The sequence below is a fragment of the Microbispora catharanthi genome (genome assembly GCF_006334915.2).
In the GTDB taxonomy this organism is placed as follows: domain Bacteria; phylum Actinomycetota; class Actinomycetes; order Streptosporangiales; family Streptosporangiaceae; genus Microbispora; species Microbispora catharanthi.
Window position 1 is genome coordinate 116,800 of record NZ_VDMA02000001.1, and the last position, 17,768, is coordinate 134,567.

General features: G+C 71.7%; 11 protein-coding genes. 9 read left to right on the forward strand and 2 right to left on the reverse strand.

Annotated elements, in window-relative coordinates:
• The first annotated feature begins 155 nt into the window (after window positions 1–155).
• Entirely contained in the window at window positions 156–734 is a 579-nt protein-coding gene (locus FH610_RS00505; RefSeq protein ID WP_139572139.1) for a TetR/AcrR family transcriptional regulator, read from the forward strand.
• Window positions 735–811: 77 nt separating this feature from the next.
• On the opposite strand, the gene FH610_RS00510 is transcribed toward FH610_RS00505, so the two are convergent.
• Complete coding sequence (locus FH610_RS00510; protein WP_139572140.1) at window positions 812–4,498, reverse strand: LamG-like jellyroll fold domain-containing protein; 3,687 nt, start codon at window positions 4,496–4,498, stop codon at window positions 812–814.
• Window positions 4,499–4,863: 365 nt separating this feature from the next.
• On the opposite strand from FH610_RS00510, the gene FH610_RS00515 reads away from it, so the two are divergent.
• The 6 genes from FH610_RS00515 to FH610_RS00540 all read left to right on the forward strand — a co-directional run bounded on the left by FH610_RS00515 (window position 4,864) and on the right by FH610_RS00540 (window position 12,370).
• Window positions 4,864–6,144, forward strand: coding sequence for a sugar ABC transporter substrate-binding protein (locus FH610_RS00515; RefSeq protein WP_139572141.1), 1,281 nt, complete (start codon window positions 4,864–4,866; stop codon window positions 6,142–6,144).
• A gap of 14 nt (window positions 6,145–6,158) precedes the next feature.
• The gene (locus tag FH610_RS00520) at window positions 6,159–7,112 is read left to right on the forward strand and encodes a carbohydrate ABC transporter permease (protein WP_240808672.1); all 954 of its coding nucleotides are present in this window, start codon (window positions 6,159–6,161) and stop codon (window positions 7,110–7,112) included.
• Window positions 7,109–7,915, forward strand: a complete 807-nt coding sequence (locus tag FH610_RS00525) for a carbohydrate ABC transporter permease (protein ID WP_139572143.1) — start codon at window positions 7,109–7,111, stop codon at window positions 7,913–7,915. The genes FH610_RS00520 and FH610_RS00525 overlap by 4 nt, the downstream gene beginning before the upstream one ends.
• A gap of 27 nt (window positions 7,916–7,942) precedes the next feature.
• Window positions 7,943–9,664 (forward strand): amylo-alpha-1,6-glucosidase, encoded by a 1,722-nt coding sequence (locus FH610_RS00530; RefSeq protein ID WP_139572144.1) that lies wholly within the window; start codon window positions 7,943–7,945, stop codon window positions 9,662–9,664.
• Window positions 9,665–9,718: 54 nt separating this feature from the next.
• Window positions 9,719–10,726, forward strand: a complete 1,008-nt coding sequence (locus tag FH610_RS00535; RefSeq protein ID WP_139572145.1) for a LacI family DNA-binding transcriptional regulator — start codon at window positions 9,719–9,721, stop codon at window positions 10,724–10,726.
• 102 nt (window positions 10,727–10,828) lie between these two features.
• Window positions 10,829–12,370, forward strand: a complete 1,542-nt coding sequence (locus FH610_RS00540) for a serine/threonine-protein kinase (protein WP_139572146.1) — start codon at window positions 10,829–10,831, stop codon at window positions 12,368–12,370.
• Here the strand turns inward: FH610_RS00540 and FH610_RS00545 are convergent.
• The gene (locus tag FH610_RS00545) at window positions 12,345–12,824 is read right to left on the reverse strand and encodes an Lrp/AsnC family transcriptional regulator (protein WP_139572147.1); all 480 of its coding nucleotides are present in this window, start codon (window positions 12,822–12,824) and stop codon (window positions 12,345–12,347) included. The two genes, FH610_RS00540 and FH610_RS00545, sit on opposite strands and share 26 nt — an antisense overlap.
• Before the next feature lie 177 nt (window positions 12,825–13,001).
• Here FH610_RS00545 and FH610_RS00550 point away from each other — a divergent pair, with 177 nt between their 5' ends.
• Window positions 13,002–16,487 carry an indolepyruvate ferredoxin oxidoreductase family protein gene (locus FH610_RS00550; protein WP_205825432.1) on the forward strand — a complete coding sequence of 1,162 codons (3,486 nt, stop codon included), beginning with the start codon at window positions 13,002–13,004 and terminating at the stop codon, window positions 16,485–16,487.
• Window positions 16,484–17,623, forward strand: a complete 1,140-nt coding sequence (locus tag FH610_RS00555) for an acyl-CoA dehydrogenase family protein (RefSeq protein ID WP_139572149.1) — start codon at window positions 16,484–16,486, stop codon at window positions 17,621–17,623. Before FH610_RS00550 ends, FH610_RS00555 begins: the two co-directional genes overlap by 4 nt.
• Window positions 17,624–17,768 lie beyond the last annotated feature (145 nt).

Consider the following 17,768-nt stretch of genomic DNA (forward strand, 5'->3'; position numbering starts at 1 on the left):
GACGCCGCCCGGCCACGGGACGGCGCGAAACAAAGACGACGATCAGGGCGGCGTTGGCAGGGAAGACGCGAACGCGAATGCCCGCCTGCTAAAGTGGAGGTGTGCCTCCACATTAGCGGAGGTATGCCTCCGGTTCAACTTCGGGAGGAAGACCGGTGAAGGAGAAGGCGGCCGAAGGCCCCCGGACGAGGGTGCGACGCCCCCAGCGCGCCGACGCGCGGCGCAACTTCGACGCGCTGCTCGCCGCCGCGCGGGAGGCGTTCGCCGAACACGGCACGGCGGCCTCGCTGGAGGACATCGCCCGGCGCGCCGGCGTCGGCATCGGCACGCTCTACCGCAACTTCCCCACGCGGCAGGACCTGTTCGACAGCGTCTACCTGGACGAGATCGACGAGCTGTGCCGCGCCGCGGGGCAGGTCGCCGACCTGCCGCCGTGGGAGGCGCTGGCCGCCTGGCTGCGCCGGTTCGTGGACTACGCGGCCACCAAGCGGGCCATCTACGAGGCGCTCAACCGCGACTCGGAGATGATGCGGTCAAGCCGGACCGCCATGTACGAGGCGGGGGAGCCGCTGTTCGACCGGGCGAGGGAGGCCGGGGAGGTCCGCGGCGACGTGACCTTCGACGACGTCCTGCGGATGATCTCCGGCATCACCGGAGGCGGGTTCGTCGACGACGACCAGCGTGAGCGGGTGCTGGCCATGGCCCTCGACGGCGTCCGCTCCCGCCCGGCCTGAATCCCGGCGGAAGACGGGAACGCCGGGCGGGGCCGATGGCCCCGCCCGGCTGGTGTACCCGGCGTGTTACTCGGTGCCTACTTGGCGATCGGCGTTACCGCGATCTTGTCGATGATCGGGGCGTACTTCGATCGGAGCAGGATGTCCGGGAAGGTCTCGGAGATGTAGGTGTCGCCGTCGAAGTTCGGCAGTTCTCGTGAGGCGAAGGCGACGGTGTTGGCTCCCTTCTTGAGCTGGACGGGGATGGTCAGCTCCCAGAAGTTGTCGGCGTGGAACGAGTGGGGGAACCAGGCCCGTCGCGGTGTGGCGCCGTTGACGGAGATCTCGGCGTGGCGGGCCAGCGGGTCGGGGTTGTAGTGGGACGCGGGGGACTGCTCGGGGTTGGAGTAGCGAACCGTCAGTGCGTACGTCCCGTTCCTGGGGGCGGCGACGTCGAAGGTCAGGGTGTTGGCGTTGCCGGGGGCGCCGCCGATGTCGGTGACGGCCTTCCCGTCGCTCGCCAGCGGATAGGCGGCAACCTTGGCGGCGCCGGCGACGTGGGCGGACTCGGCCTCATACCAGGCCGGCGTGAGCGCGCCCTCGGTCTTCTCGACCCGCAGCCGGTCCAGCCGCACCCTGCCCGTCCGCGCCACGTAGGTGATCTTGTTGACGCCGCCGGACAGGAATGCCTTGACCTTGGAGGACCCGGACGGCTCGGCGATGTCCTGCCCGTTGACGGTCAGCGTGCCCTTGCCGCCGCCGCGCAGGTCGACGCGGAGCGTGGACTCGCCGTCGCCGGGCGAGTAGACCCAGAACGTCGCCGACTGTCCCTTGCGCAGGTCGGCCACGCCGGAGCCGGACACCTTCTTCTCGCTGTAGTCGGTGCTCGCTCCGTCGAGCGTGGCGTACTCCGCCTCGTAGACGGCCTGGCTCGCGGCCGGATTGGCGAGGGTCAGGTCGATCTTGTCGACGAGCGCGTCCCCCTTGGTGGCGCGGGTGCCGTCGAGGCTCCTGGCGGCCAGCGTGATCGTGTGGTCGCCCTTGGACAGCGTGACCTTCGTGTCGGTGTGGTCCCAGACCACCCACTTGTACCCGAGCGGAAGGTGGAGCTCCCGCTCGTCCTTGCCGTCGACCCGGAGGAAGACGTTGGTCGGGCCCTGCTCCTGAACCGCGCCGTAGGTGTTCAGCGAGTTCGCGAAGACCGACAGGTCGTACGTGCCGTCCTGCGGGACCGACACCGGGAAGTTCAACGTGACGTCGGAGCCGGTGCGCAGCCCGCCGACGTCGTAGCCGCCGGAGGTGTAGAACTTGCCGACGTCGGACGGAGTCCCCTCGGGACCGTTGCGGCTGTACCCCGCGCCGGTGTGGCCGGCGTCCTCCGCCTCGTACGTCGCCTGCCAGAGCGTGGTCGCCGGAGTGCCGGAGGCGCCGCCCTCGCCGGGGGTGAGGATGATCTGGTAGGCCGACGACTCCTTCAAGGCGGGCAGCGCGGACCCGAACTCGAAGGTCACCGAGCCGTCCGTCACCTTCTGGTTGAGCTCGGCGACGACGCGCGGCTGCGGGGAGTCGCCGATCTGGCCGGTCCACGGGATCTCCTGGATCAGGGCGTGCACCGTGCCGCCGAACCCCGTGCCCCCGAACCCCGTGCCCCCGAACCCCGTGCGGCCGAACAGCGCCGTGTCCACGTTGTCGAAATGGATGCCGACGAGACCGGACGCTCCGCCGAACAGCGCGCGGGCCTGCGCCTTCGCCTTGTCGAGCGTCGCGACGCCCTGCAGGGTGTAGCTGACGTTCGGCCGCGGCGGAGTGACCTTGACCGTGTCGCCGGTCATCTGGCCGTAGGCGTGGAGCAGCCACCACTGGCCGTTGCCGCGATTGGCCTGCACGGCCGAGTCGGACAGGTTGCCGTCGATGTTCCAGTACGCGATGTCGGCGTCGACCTTCGACTCCTCGATGGCCGAGGCCCACTGGACCATCTGGCCGGGCACCGACGTGTGGTAGTTGAAGGCGTACTCGTCGAGGTTGATCGGGAGCTGCCTGCCCTCATACGGGGTGCCCGTGAAGATGGCCTGCTCCCACTGGCGGTATTTCGCCACGTTGGTGCGGATGCGGGCCGGGTCGCCCAGCTCGTGCCAGGTCATGACCTCGGGGACCGTCCCCGCCTGCACGGCGTGCCGCAGGAAGCCCTGCACCTGGTCGTACAGGACACTGGTGTTGGGGCCGGCGATCCTGGCCTTCGGCATCTTGCCCTTGATCAGGGCGTTGACCTCGTCCCAGGCCTTGAAGTAATACTGGGGGTCGCTCAGCCAGTTGATCTTGTTGTAGCTCCACGTGCCGGTGCCGAACATGTTGCCCTCAGGCTCGTTGAACGGCACGAAGACGATGTGGTCCTGATATTTCGGGTCAAGCTTGAGGACCTGGTCGACCTGCTTGGCGATCTTGGCCTTGAAGTCGTCCAGCCTGGCCTCGGGCGTGTCGCCGGGCCACTGGTAGGGGAAGCCGCGGTAGATGTCGGTCATGTAGATGTACACGTCGCCGCCGGTGCTGTCGGCGAGCGGCTTGACCACCTCCAGCGCGTCGGCGCCGGGGTGCTGCGGGCCGTCCTGGGCCTTCGTCGCGACCGTGCGCAGCCGCATGCCCTCGAGGAGGTTGGAGGTCGGCACGCCCTCGCCGTTCACGCCGTACAGGGTGCCGGACGCGCCGCCGTGGAAGGCGCCGGTCTCGGTGCCGAGGTCGATGGTCAGGTCGTTGGCGACGACCTTGACCGTGGCCTCGACGGTGGTCCCGTACGCGGTGCCCTTGACCGTGAACTGGCCCGGCTTGGCGTACCCGGCCGGGTCGACCGCCTCCCAGGTGACCGGCACGCCCCGGCGGATGCCGTCGGAGAACTGCGCGTTGACGGTCGCGGGCAGCGCCGGTGCGGTGCCCGGATAGGTGGTGATCTCGAAGGAGGTCTGCTCGACCTTGGTGAGAGCCGCCTTGCGGTCTCCGGCGAGCTCCGCGACCTGCTCGGCGTTCATGGCGGCGTCGTAGACGCGGAAGTCGTCCAGGTCGCCGGCCAGGAACGGGTGCCCGCCCCAGAACGCCTTGCCCAGGAAGCCGGAGGTGCTGTTGCGGTCGGAGTGCATGACCGCGGCCAGGTCGATCTGGGCGGTGGTGCTGCCGATGGCCACGCCGTTCACGTAGTAGGTGAGGGTCCTGCCGTCGATCGTGGTGACGAGGTTGACCCACTGACCGGTGGGCAGCTTCTGCGCGCCCGGCACCCCCACCTCGGCGCTGCCGTTGACCGGCTTGATGGACGATCTCGTGGTGGCGTCACCGGCGTAGGACGGGGTGACGAAGGTGGCGGTCGCGGCGTCCTTGCCGAGGTTGTAGACCCACTGGAAGTCGGCGCCGCCCGCCCACTTCAGCCACGTGGAGATGGTCATGGCGTGGCGGTCGCGGAACAGGCCGTTCGGGATCGTCACGTAGGGGGCGGTCGCCGAGCCGGTCGGCCCGCCGGGCAGCGACAGGGCCTGCGTGCCGTCGGGACCCGCGGCGGTTTTGGCCGAGCCGGGGTTGGCCAGGGCCCCGTCGAGGCCGGAGGGGGAGAGGTCCTCGATGACGCCGCTCGACAGGTCGCCTTCGAAGTCGTAGTGGAGGACGAGCGCCGGTGCGTCGGCGCTCTGGGTCGATGAGGCGAGTGCCGGTAGGGCGGCGAGGGGGATCGCGGTCATCGCGAGGGCGGAGGCGAGAACGGTGTGAGGCGCGAGCCTGCGTGCTCGCCCGGACAAGGGTACGGCCATGCGCTGTCCCATTCGCGGGGGGAGTACTGGACTGAATCAAAGACATGTCGAATCGATTCGGCGAATCGATTCGACTGGACGATAAGCAGGGTGCCGCGAAACGGTCAAGGGCCCGAAACCCTCCCGGCACGTCATCGTCACCTCGTCGTCACGCGCCGGCGCATGTCACGGCCCGCACCGGACGACGGCACCGCGAGCCCGGGAAGCCGCACCGAGCACGCCGACGCCGACGTCTCCGCAAATCGTGCCGCGCATCCCATTGACGCATGCGACGGACCGGGCCTATCGTCAGCGAACCGATTCGCCGAATCGGTTCGACTTCGATCGGAAACAGGCGCGTAACGCTGTCAGTGGAGGTCACGTCAATGAGACCAGGGTCAAGCGGCCGGCGTGCGGCCGGGATGGGTGCGGCGGTCCTCGCGGCCGCCGCCGGGCTGGCCGCCTGCTCGTCGCCGTCCGACGGCACCGGCGCTCCCTCGGCGGGCGCGAGCCAGGCCGCCGCCGGGGGCGGGACCTACACGATCTGGGATCCGTATCCGCAGTACGACAAGAGCTCCGACTGGGTGAAGCTGCTGGAGTCGTGCGGCACCCAGGCGGGGGTGAAGGTCGAGCGGACCGGCTACGACACCAGCGACCTGACCAACAAGGCGCTGCTGGCGGCCCAGCAGGGCAACTCGCCGGACGTGCTGATCGTGGACAACCCGGTGGTCTCGACGCTGGCCGAGGCCGGCGTGCTGACGACGACCGAGGAGAACAAGCTCGACGTCACGTCGATCGCGCCGAACCTGCTCGCGGCGGGCCAGCTCGGCGGCAAGACGTACGGGGTCCCGATCGGGGCCAACACCCTCGCCCTCTATTACAACAAGGGGGTGTTGAAGAAGGCCGGCGTGGACGCGGCCGCGGTGAAGGACTGGGCGTCGCTGACCGCGGCGCTGGAGAAGGTGAAGGCGGCGGGCAAGAAGGGCATCACGTTCTCGGCGATCGGCACCGAGGAGGGCAGCTTCCAGTTCCTGCCCTGGTTCTGGGGCTCCGGCGCGAACCTCACCAAACTCGACTCACCCGAGGGTGTCTCCGCGGTGGCCCTGTGGGCCGACTGGCTCAAGAAGGGCTACGCGCCCAACTCGGTCATCAACAACACCCAGACCACGAGCTGGCAGGAGTTCGCGACCGGGGACTTCGCCTTCGCCGAGAACGGCACCTGGCAGCTGGCCAACGCCAAGAAGACCGGCTTCGACTACGGCATCATCCCGATCCCCGCCAAGGACGGCGGCACCGCCCCCGCCCCGACCGGCGGCGAGTTCGTCAGCATCCCGGTGCAGTCGGACACCGCACGCTACGCCACCTCCCAGAAGCTCGTGAGCTGCCTGACCAGCACCGAAAACTCACTGGCGACCACGACCACGCTGTCGTACATCGCGCCGACGGAAGCGGTGCAGGCCAAGCAGGTCGAGCAGAACGCCGAGCTCGAGGTGTGGGTGGCGGCGGTCAAGGCGGCCAAGGGCCGCACCAGCGACAACCTCGGCACGAAGTATCCGAAGATCTCCGAGCCGATGTGGGGCGCCGTGCAGGCGGCGCTGAGCGGTTCCACGGCTCCGCAGGAGGCGATGGCGGCGGCGCAGTCGGCGGCGGCGAGCGCGACCCAGTAATGAGCATGAGCCGAGTGACACGAACGCCGGTGCGTACCGCCCGCGCCCCCGTCCCCGCTCAGGGGCGGGAGCGCCGGGCGGCACGCACTCGATCGGGGCAGTGGGCGGCGTGGGCGTTCCTCGCCCCCGTCGTCGTCTACCTGCTGATCTTCTACGCCTATCCGCTGTATCGCAACGTCGAGCTGAGCCTGCGCAACTACACGGTGCGCTCGTTCGTGCAGGGGGACGCGCCGTTCGCCGGATTCGCCAACTACGCCAAGGTGTTCGCCGACGCCACCTTCGCCCCGGCGCTGTGGCACACGATCGTGTTCACGGTGGTGTCGCTGGCCTTCCAGTTCACCATCGGGCTCGCCCTGGCCGTGTTCTTCAGCCGGAACTTCCGGCTGTCCGCCACACTGCGCGCGCTGTTCCTGGTGCCGTGGCTGCTGCCGCTGATCGTGTCCGCCTCGACCTGGTCGTGGATGCTCAACAGCGACTCCGGCGTGGTCAACGCCGCCCTGAGCTGGGCCGGCGCCGGCCCGGTCAACTGGCTGACCTCACCCGACTGGTCGCTGTGGTCGGTGATCATCGCGAACATCTGGATCGGTATCCCGTTCAACCTGGTCGTGCTCTACAGCGGTCTGCAGGCGATCCCCTCGGCGGTGTACGAGGCGGCGGCGCTGGACGGGGCCGGTGCCTGGCAGCGGTTCTGGCGGGTGACCTTCCCGCTGCTGCGTCCCGTGTCGGCGATCACCGTCCTGCTGGGGCTGGTCTACACGCTCAAGGTGTTCGACATCATCTGGATCATGACCAAGGGCGGGCCGAGCGGGTCCTCCAGCACGTTCGCCACGTGGTCCTACCGGCTGGGCTTCGGCAACCTCGTGCCCTCCTTCGGCCCCGGCGCGGCGGTGGGCAATCTGCTGATCCTCATGGCGCTGGCCTTCGGGCTCGTCTACATCCGCGTGCAGCGACGGCAGGCCGCGGCATGAGGCGGCTCAAGACCGCCGTCGGGCTGGCGCTGACGGCCGTGATGCTGTTCCCGGTCTACTGGATGGTCAACGTGTCGTTCACGCGGGACCAGGACATGCGCAAGTCGCCGCCGTACTGGTTCCCCGTCCACGGCACGCTGGAGGGGTACCGGGCGGTGCTGGAGCGGCAGTTGCCCTACCTGGGGGTGAGCCTGGTCGTCGGGCTGGGCACCGTCGCGCTGACCCTCCTGATCGCCGCGCCGGCCGCGTACTCGCTGGCCAAGCTGCGCCCGCGCGGCGGCGGCGTGCTGAGCTTCGTGCTGCTGATCGCGCAGATGATCCCGGGGATCATCATGGCGATGGGCTTCTACGCCATCTTCCTCACCACCGGCGTGCTCAACACCGTTCCCGGACTGATCGTGGCCGACTCCACCCTCGCGGTGCCGTTCGCCGTGCTGATCCTCACCGCGTTCATGTCCGGCATTCCCGAGGAGCTGCTGCAGGCGGCCCGGGTGGACGGCGCCGGGGTGATGCGCACGTTCGTCTCGATCGTGCTGCCGGTCTCCCGTAATTCGATCATCACGGTCTCCCTGTTCGCGTTCCTGTGGGCCTGGTCGGACTTCGTCTTCGCCTCCACCCTCGACCAGGGCGGCGCCCATCAGCCGATCACGCTGGGGATCTACCACTACATCGGCAACAACAACCAGGAGTGGAACGCCATCATGGCCACCGCCGTGGTCGCCTCCATCCCGGCCACCGTTCTGCTCATCGTCGCCCAGCGTTATGTCGCCGCAGGCGTCACCGCCGGCGCCGTCAAGGACTGAGCCTTTTCGAGAAGGGACCCCCTCTTCATGACCGTCGCCGCTTCAGGCCCGGTGTTCTCCCTGCGGGAAATCCCGTTCAGCTACCGCGGCTCCTGGTTCGGCTTCTCGCCGGTGGTCGCCCAGAAGACGTACGCCCGGGACGTGCACCTGGTCTCCCACCAGACCGGCATGCATCCGATCCTGCGGCTGGCGCCGTCCGCCGAGAGCGACGTCACCGCCACGCCCCACCAGCTCACCTGGAGCCGCGCCGACGGCCGGATCGAACTCGCCTACGAAAACGCCGACACGGTGCGGCTGCGCGGCCGGGGCCTCGGGCTGAGCGTCCTGGCCGCCGACCCCGTCCTGACCCCGTTCAGCGGTCCGTACTTCTACCAGGACCCGGCGGACGGATCGTTCGTCTTCACCGTCTACCAGACCGGCCGCCGCTATCGGGTCACGGTGCTCGCCGGTCAGGCCGAGGCGCGGGGCGCCCAGGCGCTCGGCACCGCAGAACGGGGCGTCGTCCTGAGCGGCGAGTGGGAGATCGCCGTCGAGGAGTACGAGACCGCTCGCGCCCCCTATGCGCGCACGGACGCCTTCGAGCAGGTGGCCGAGGCGGCGCGGGGGGAGTTCGACGCGTTCACCGCGGCGGTCGCGCCCTGGCGCAGCGACCGGACGCCCGCGGCCGAGCTGGCCGCCTACGTCCTGTGGTCGGCGACCGTACGCCCGGCCGGGTTCGTCACCCGGCCCGCCGTGCTGATGTCCAAGCACTGGATGGACAAGGTGTGGAGCTGGGACCACTGCTTCAACGCCATCGCCCTCGCCGACGGCCTGCCCGGCCTGGCCTGGGACCAGTTCCGGCTGCCCTTCGACCACCAGGACGACGCGGGGGCGCTGCCCGACTCCGTCACCCACTCGGAGATCCTCTACAACTTCGTGAAGCCGCCCATCCACGGCTGGGCCCTGCGCAGCCTCCCGCCGGCGGCCGAGCCTGAGGAGGTCTACCGGCTGCTGGAACGCTGGACGACCTTCTGGCTCACGGCGCGGCGCGTCCCGGGCCGTGAACTGCCGCACTACCAGCACGGCAACGACAGCGGCTGGGACAACGCCACGACCTTCGACCCCGAACGCGTCGTCGAGACCGCCGACCTGGCCGCCTTCCTCGTCCTGCAGCTGCGTGAGCTGGCCCGCCGGGCCCCGGACCCGGCCGCGGCGGCCCACTGGTCCGGCGCCGCCGACCGGATGCGTGACGCGCTGCTCGCCGAGCTGTGGACGGGGGACCGCTTCGTCGCCCGCGGCGCGCACTCGGGGCGCACCTGGCCCAGCTCCAGCCTGCTCGACCTCATGCCCATCGTGCTCGGCGACGAGCTCCCCGAGCCGGTGCACACGGCGCTCGCCGCAGGCATCGCCTCGCATCTGACCGCGTTCGGGCCCGCCACCGAGCACCCCGAGTCCGAGCACTACCAGGACGACGGCTACTGGCGGGGACCGATCTGGGCCCCTTCGACCGTGCTCATCGAGGACGGCCTGCGCCGCGCCGGCCACGTCGGGCTGGCCGACGAGATCAGCGCCCGCTTCCGCGGACTCTGTGAGCGGTCCGGCTTCGCGGAGAACTTCGACGCGCGCACCGGCGAGGGGCTGCGCGACCGCGCCTACACCTGGACGGCCAGTGCCTACCTCATCCTCGCCGCCGCTCACGAACGGCGGACACAGACGGCGGACCCGGCGGCGGATACGGCGGCTTTGACACGACCGCGGACGCCTGCATAGCCTGCTGTCGAATCGATTCGAGGCATCGCGTCGACGAGCGGCCGCGGGGGACGGGTGAACATCGGGGAGATCGCCAGGCGGGCGGGCGTGTCGCGGAGCACGGTCTCCTACGCCCTGAGCGGCAAGCGCGCCGTTTCCGCCGCGACCCGCCGGCGCATCCTCCAGGTCATCGACGACGTCGGCTACCGCCCCAACGCCTCCGCCAGAGCCCTGGCGGAGGGCCGCACCCGTGCCGTCGGCCTGGTCATCCCGCCCGCCGGGCGGCGGCTGACCCCGATCCAGCTCGGCTTCGTCGCCGATGTCGTGGCCGCGGCCGGCCGGCGCGAACTGGACGTGCTGCTGTCGCCCAGCGGCGGCGAGCACGACCGCTCGTTCGAGCGGATGGTCCGCGGTCGCCGCGTCGACGGCGTGATCCTGATGGAGGTCCGGCTGCGGGACGCGAGGGCCGCCCGCCTGCGGGAGTCCGGTGTGCCCTTCGTGGCGATCGGCCACACCGCGGACGCCGCGACCGGATACTGGGTGGATCTGGACTACCACGGGCTCGTCGCGAGCTGTGTGCGTCATCTGGCCGACCTCGGGCATCGCGAGATCGCCTTGATCAACCGGCCGCGAGAGCTCCTGGACTCCGGCTACGGCCCGGCCCGCCGTGCCCTGGACGGGTTCAACGCCGCCGCGGCGGCACGGTCCCTGTCCGCGACCGCGTCGTGCTGCCCCGACGAGGCGACGGCGGGCGAGACCTGTATGGAGGACCTGCTGGCGGCCCGGCCGGGGCTCACCGGCCTCGTCACGGTGAACGAGGCGGCCCTGCCCGGCATCGAGCGCGCGCTGCGACGCCTCGGCCGCGCGATACCCCGGCAGATCTCCGTCACCGGGGTCGTGGGGCGGCACTGGGCCGAGGAGTTCCATCCGCCCCTCACCGCGGCCGACGTCCCTATCACCGACATGGCCGAAAGGGCCGTCGACCTGCTGGCCGAGCGAATGGCCGAGCCCGGCACGCCGCCCCGCCACGTTCTGCTCTCCCAGCCGATCTCCCTGCGTTCGAGCACGGCGCCGCCGCCGTGAACGGGTTCCGCCGGTCCGGCGGCCGTTCTCGCCCGGCCTGCCCGAGAGGATAGGTTGGCTCCCGATCATCGGGGCGCGAGTGGCCATGGGGAGGTGCGGGACGTGGTGCCGTCCACGCTCGGCGGTCGTTACGAGCTCGAGGAGCTGATCGGCCGGGGCGGGATGGGCGAGGTCTGGCGGGGCCGGGACCTGCGGGCCCACCGCCCCGTGGCGGTGAAGATCCTCGCGCCGCAGGTCGCCGGGGTCGCCTCGCGGGAGCGCTTCGCCCGCGAGGCCCGCGCCGCCGCCCGCGTCGTCCACCCGAATGTGGTCACGGTGCTCGACGTGGGCGAGCAGGACGCGCGGCCCTACCTGGTGATGGAGCTGCTCACCGGCCGCAGCCTGGCCGCGGAGCTGCTCGACCGGGGCCGGTACGGCGTGGCGGAGGCGTGCCACCTCATGAGCCAGGCCGCCGCGGGCCTGGACGCCGCGCACCGCGCCGGGGTCGTGCACCGGGACGTCAAACCCGCCAACCTGCACCTCACTGCGAGCGGCGTGCTCAAGGTGGTCGACTTCGGCGTCGCCCAGGTGGCGACCGAGGCGGCGCGGCTCACCATGGTGGGCACCGTCGTCGGCACCGCCGCCTACCTGGCTCCGGAGCAGATCGACGGCAGGGGCGGCGGATCCGCCTGCGATCTCTACGCGCTGGGGTGCGTCTGCTACGAGCTGCTGTGCGGGCATCCGCCGTTCACCGGGTCGGCCCCGGAGCTGGTGTACCAGCACATCCACCAGGCTCCCGTGCCGCTCAGCTGGCACCGTCCGGACATTCCCGCCGAGCTGGAGCGCCTCGTCATGGCGCTGCTCGCCAAGGATCCCGCCGACCGGCCCGCCGACGCGGAGGTCGCGCGCCGGATCCTGGCGGCCGTCGCCCTCTCCGCGGGGAATCCGGCACGTGAGGCCGGGATGCCGCCGGGGGAAGCCGGAAGGCCCGCGTGGGAGGCGGGAATGCCCACTCCGCCCCCGTCGCAGGCGCCCCACGCGGGCGGCGCGCGTGCGGGCGACACGGCGCTGCTCGACGCCCCGCCGCCCGGCGTCCCGGCCGGCCGCGCCGCGGGGGCGTCGCCCGAGCGGCGCACGCTCATCCGGCTCGGCGCCGCGGTGGCGGGGCTCGCCGCGGTCACGATCGGGGTGGCGGCGCTGTCCGACGGCGGCGGGCAGGCGGAGCCCGCGGTCGCGGCCCAGTCGCCGGCGGCCACCCGCGCCGATGCGTCACCCACCCCGGCGAGGAAGGTCTCGACCAGTCCGACGCCCCGGCCGACCAGGACACCGTCCCTCGGGCCGTCCCCGAGGCCGTCTCCCACGCCGTCCGCGCGCCGCGTCTACCGGAGCTACCAGGAGTGGCTGGCCGCCTTCGACCACGCCGTCCAGGAGCAGGAGAGCCGGGGCGGCATCGAGCCGAAGCTGGCCCGCGACGCCCACGAAGCGATCAGGAAGACGGCCAGGGACCTGTCCAGGGGCCGGGGCGAGGGCGACAAGGCCGCACGGCGCATTCGCGATCTGCTCATCAAGCTGCAACGGGCGCACCAGACCGGCAGGCTCGCCGACGGCCCGCTGGTCGACTTCGTGAACGCCACCGGCCTCAACGGGCGGGAGGACGACGACTGAGGTCGTCGACCGGCCCGACGTCACGGGTCCATGAGCCGAGCACGAGCAGGGTCTTGGTGCCGGTCACGTCGCCGGCGCGGCGCAGCCGGTCGATGACCTGCTGGAGGTGCCCGAGGTCGCGGACGCGGACGTGGATGAGCGCGTCCGGGTCGCCGGCGATGGTGAACACCTCCTGCACTTCCGGCACGTCCGTGGCGGTACGGACGATTTTGGCGACCGGGGTCGTGCCGGGATAGCGCAGTTCGGTGAACGCCTCGATGCCCCAGCCGAGCTTGGCGTAGTCGATCCGCACGGTGAAGCCCGTGATGACGCCGATCTCGCGCAGGCGGTCGACCCGCCGCTTGACGGCGGCCACCGACAGGCCGATCTCGGCGGCCATCTCGGAGAAGGTCCTGCGCCCGTCCTCCCGCAGCAGGCGCAGCAGCCCGTGGTCGATGTCGTCGATCTCCGCCATGGCGTGCTCCCTCTTCGACCGGCCTCTCCAGACGGCACGGCGCAAAGAACAGTAGCGCCCAAGGCGGACTTCTCCATCTTTTTGCGTCTTGCCGGCCGTTTCTCGCGCGATGCTTGCGCGTACCCCCGGGGCGTTGGTGTGCTGTGGGTCACTTCCAGACCTCAGGAGGTTCGCACCGTGTCTCCGCCCGTGCCCACGTCTCCCGTCTCGCTCGACGACAAGTACGCGGCCGAGCACGGCACCGTGCTGATCTCGGGCGTCCAGGCCCTCGTGCGGCTGACCCTGGAGCAGCGCCGCCTCGACGCCGCGCGCGGCCTGGACACGCGGGTCTTCGTCTCCGGATATCCCGGCTCGCCGCTGGGCGGCGTCGACCTGGAGATGGCGAGGGCAGCGCGGTTCCTCGAGGAGGCGGGCGTGGTGGCCCGGCCCGGCCTCAACGAGGAGCTCGCGGCCACGGCGGTCGCGGGCACCCAGCTTCTCGCCCAGGTGCCGGGCCGCAGGCACGAGGGGGTGACCGGGTTCTGGTATGGGAAGAACCCGGGCCTCGACCGGGCCGCCGACGCGATCCGGCACGGCAACCTCGCCGGCACCGCGCCGCTCGGCGGGGCGGTGGCCTGGATCGGCGACGACCCCGGCAGCAAGTCGTCGACCGTGCCCAGCTCCTGCGAGCCGATGTGCCAGAGCCTGTCGATGCCGCTGCTCGCCCCCGGCTCCGTGGCGGAGGTCGTCGAGCTCGGGCTGCACGCGGTGGCGCTGTCGCGGGCCACCGGCCTGTGGGCGGGTCTGAAGATCGTCGCCGACGTCGCCGACGCCACCGCCACCGTCGACCTCGGACCACTGCGCGAGAACATCCGGTCTGGCGTCCCGGTGCCGGACCGCGCCGACCGTGGGGCGCCGCCAACCCTGGTCGGCCCGGCCTCACTCACGGCCGAGCACGACATGCTCACCCGCAGGCTCGGCCTGGCCCGCGAGTACGCCCGCGCGCACGGCCTCAACCGGGTGACCCACGACGCGCCGCGGGCCACGACGGGCGTGCTCGCGTCCGGCACCTCCTACGCCGTGGTCCTGCGCGCCCTGGCCGACCTCGGCCTGGACGAGGCCGCCATGGACCACCTCGGCCTGCGGCTCATCCGGCTCGCCATGCCGTTCCCGCTCGCGTACGACGACCTCGCCGCCATGACCGCCGGGCTCGGCCGGGTGCTCGTGGTCGAGGACAAGGTGCCGTTCCTGGAGGGGCACCTCAAGCAGGCGCTGTACGACACCGGGCAGCGCCCGGACGTCATCGGCCGGGAACTGCTGACGTCGCGCGGCACGCTCGGCGCGGAGGACGTGGCCTCGGCGCTCGCCACCTGTCTCGGCGCGGACCGCCTTCCCCGGCAGGCGGCCATCCTGTCGCCCGCCCCGTCCGCCACTCGGGCCACGCGCCGTACGCTCCCGCTGGTCGCCGCCCGCACGCCGTACTTCTGCTCGGGCTGCCCGCACAACGCCTCCACGCGCGCCTCCGACGACACGTTGGTGGGCGCGGGCATCGGCTGCCATGCCATGATCGCCTTGGACGGCAACGGACGCGGCAGGCAGGTCGGCATGACGCAGATGGGGGGCGAGGGCGCCCAGTGGTTCGGCCTGGCCCCCTTCACCTCCGACCGGCACTTCACCCAGAACCTCGGCGACGGCACCTTCCACCACTCCGGCTCTCTGGCCGTACGCGCCGCCGTCGCGGCCGGCGTCTCGATGACGTACAAGCTGCTCTACAACGACGCGGTCGCGATGACCGGCGGGCAGCGCGCCGAGGGCCGCCTCGACGTCCCGGCGCTGACGCGGTGGCTGGCGGCCGAGGGGGTGCGCCGGGTGGTGATCACCACGCCGGAGCCGCAGACCTACCGAGGCGTCCGGCTGGCGCCGATCGCGTCCGTACGGCACCGCGACGACCTCCCGGCCGTGGAGAAGGAACTCGCCGCGGTCGACGGGGTGACCGTGCTGATCCACGACGACCGCTGCGCGGCCGAGGAGCGACGGCTGCGCAAGCGCGGCAAGCTGCCCGCGGCGCAGGCCAGAGTGGTGGTCAACGAGCGCGTGTGCGAGGGCTGCGGCGACTGCGGGGACGCCTCCACCTGCCTGTCCGTGCAGCCGGTGGAGACCGAGTTCGGCCGCAAGACCCGCATCCACCAGGCGTCGTGCAACTCCGACCTGAGCTGCCTCAAGGGCGACTGCCCGTCGTTCCTGCTCGTCGAGCCTCGCGCCGAGACGCAAGCTGAGACCGCGCGTCCGGTGCCCGAGCCGCCGGTGGCGCTGACCGAGCCGGTGCCGCGCTTCCCGGAGCGCTCGGTGCTGCTGCGGATGCCCGGCATCGGCGGCACGGGGGTGGTGACCGTCTCGCAGATCCTGCAGATGGCCGCACACCTCGACGGCCTGCACGCCGCCGGCCTCGACCAGACCGGGCTGGCGCAGAAGGGCGGTCCCGTCGTCAGCGACGTGCGGATCTCTCCAGACCCGATCACCGGCTCGGTCCGCGCCGCCCGCGGCACCGCCGACGTCCTCGTCGGCTTCGACGTGCTCGGCGCCGCCGCCGACGACACTCTCGGTGTCGCCTCGCCGGAGCGTACGGTCGCCGTCGTGAACACCGCGCTCGTGCCGACGGCCGCCATGGTCACCGGCCGCGCCGCCCTCTCCGGGGCTGAGGGCGCGATCGCCCGCATCGCGTCGGCCACCGTGCCCGACGCGGGCCTCCACCTGGACGCCGGCGCACTGTCCGAGGCGTTGTTCGGCGACCACATGCCCGCCAACCTCGTGCTCGTCGGCGCGGCCTACCAGCACGGCTGCATCCCGATCTCGGCCGAGGCGATCGAGCGGGCCATCCGCCTCAACAGGGCTGCCGTGGAGCAGAACCTGGCGGCCTTCCGCTGGGGGCGCGCCGCCGCGCTGGACCGCGAGGCCGTGTTCCGGGCCGCGATCCCTCCGGCCGTGCCCGCCGTTCCGATCGACGCCGCCGCCCTGCACGAGGCGGCGGGAACCGGGGCGCTCGAGGAGACGCTCGCTGTACGCGTCGCCGATCTCACCGGCTATCAGAACGCGGCCTACGCCCGCTCGTACGCACGGGAGGTACGCGTGGCGGCCGAGCTGGCCGCCGAGCGGGCGGGGGAGGAGGCCGGGGCGCGCATCGGGCTCGCGTACGCCCGGGGGCTGCACAAGCTCATGGCGTACAAGGACGAGTACGAGGTCGCCCGGCTGCACCTCGACCCGGTGGAGCGGGCCCGGCGCGAGCGGGAGTTCGGCCCCGGCGCCGCCGTGTCGGTGCTGCTGCACCCGCCGCTGCTGCGGGCGATGGGCCTCAAGCGCAAGATCAGGCTGCGCCGGTCCGCCGGCGTCGTGTTCCGCGGGCTGCGGGCCGCCCGCGTGCTGCGCGGCACCGCGTTCGACGTGTTCGGGCAGGCCGCCGTCCGCAGGGTGGAGCGTACGCTGGTCGTGGAGTATCGCGAGCTGGTGAGGCGCGCGCTCGACCGGCTCACCCCGGCGACAGCCGCGGTCGTCGCCGAGATCGCCGCCCTGCCGGACCTGATCCGGGGGTACGAGGACATCAAGCTCGCCCGTGTCGCGGAGTTCCGCGACCGCGCCGCCACCCTGCTCGCCGAGCTGAACGAGCCCGTCCTCCAGGAGTCATCGTGACCGTCGACCGTCTGCTGCCCGGCCCGGACGCCCGGGACCTCATCGAGCTGACCCGTGAGATCGCCGACAAGGAACTCGCCCGCCGCGTCGACGAGCACGAGCGCGCCGAGACCTACCCCGAGGGGTTGTTCGCCACGCTCGGCGCCGCCGGGCTCCTCGGCCTGCCCTACTCGGAGGAGTACGGCGGCGGCGGGCAGCCGTACGAGGTGTATCTCCAGGTGGTCGAGGAGCTGGCCGCGCGGTGGGCCGCGGTCGCGGTCGCGGTCAGCGTGCACACGCTGTCCTGTCTGCCCCTGGCGGTGTACGGCACGCCGGAGCAGCGGGAGCGCTGGCTGCCGGACATGCTCGCCGGGCGGCTGATCGGCGGCTACAGCCTGTCGGAGCCCCAGGCCGGGTCGGACGCCGCGGCTCTGGCCTGCAAGGCCGAGAAGACCGAGGGCGGCTACCGGATCACCGGCACCAAGGCGTGGATCACCCACGGCGGCCGGGCGGACTTCTACGCGCTGTTCGCCCGCACGGACTCCGGCCCGCGCGGCATCTCCTGCTTCCTCGCCCCTGGCGCCGCCGAGGGCCTGACCTTCGGCCGCCCCGAGGAGAAGATGGGCCTGCACGCCGTCCCCACCACGACCGCCCACTGGGACGGCGTGCTGATCGACGCCGAGCGTCTCATCGGCGCGGAGGGCCAGGGCCTGCCCATCGCCTTCGGCGCACTCGACTCCGGCAGGCTGGGCATCGCCGCCTGCGCCGTCGGCCTCGCCCAGGCCGCGCTCGACGAGGCCGTCGCGTACGCCAAGGAGCGCGAGGCGTTCGGCAAGAAGATCATCGACCATCAGGGGCTCGGCTTCCTGCTCGCCGACATGGCCGCGGGCGTGGACTGCGCCAGGGCGACGTACCTCGACGCGGCCCGCCGCCGCGACGCCGGCCTGCCGTACAGCAGGCAGGCCAGCGTCGCCAAGCTCGTCGCGACCGACACCGCGATGCGGGTCACCACCGACGCGGTCCAGGTCTTCGGCGGATACGGCTACACGCGCGAGTTCCGCGTCGAGCGCTACATGCGCGAGGCCAAGATCATGCAGATCTTCGAGGGCACCAACCAGATCCAGCGTCTGGTCATCAGCAGGCACTTGGCCAAATAGCCCCTGACATGCTCGAACCCCGCTCCCCGCGCTGGGAAGCGGGGTTCTCTGTCTTGGGGCCGGGCCTTAGAGGATCACTGTTCCGTCCCTGTTCCGTGAGGACGTCGGACGAAGTGATCGTAATTGTACGACGGGGAGACGCCAT

Bases quoted from the DNA above. Each gene is read 5' to 3' on its own strand.
- FH610_RS00510 (WP_139572140.1), bottom strand. From the start codon at position 4,498: ATGGCCGTACCCTTGTCCGGGCGAGCACGCAGGCTCGCGCCTCACACC.
- FH610_RS00515 (WP_139572141.1), top strand. From the start codon at position 4,864: ATGAGACCAGGGTCAAGCGGCCGGCGTGCGGCCGGGATGGGTGCGGCG.
- FH610_RS00525 (WP_139572143.1), top strand. From the start codon at position 7,109: ATGAGGCGGCTCAAGACCGCCGTCGGGCTGGCGCTGACGGCCGTGATG.
- FH610_RS00530 (WP_139572144.1), top strand. From the start codon at position 7,943: ATGACCGTCGCCGCTTCAGGCCCGGTGTTCTCCCTGCGGGAAATCCCG.
- FH610_RS00545 (WP_139572147.1), bottom strand. From the start codon at position 12,824: ATGGCGGAGATCGACGACATCGACCACGGGCTGCTGCGCCTGCTGCGG.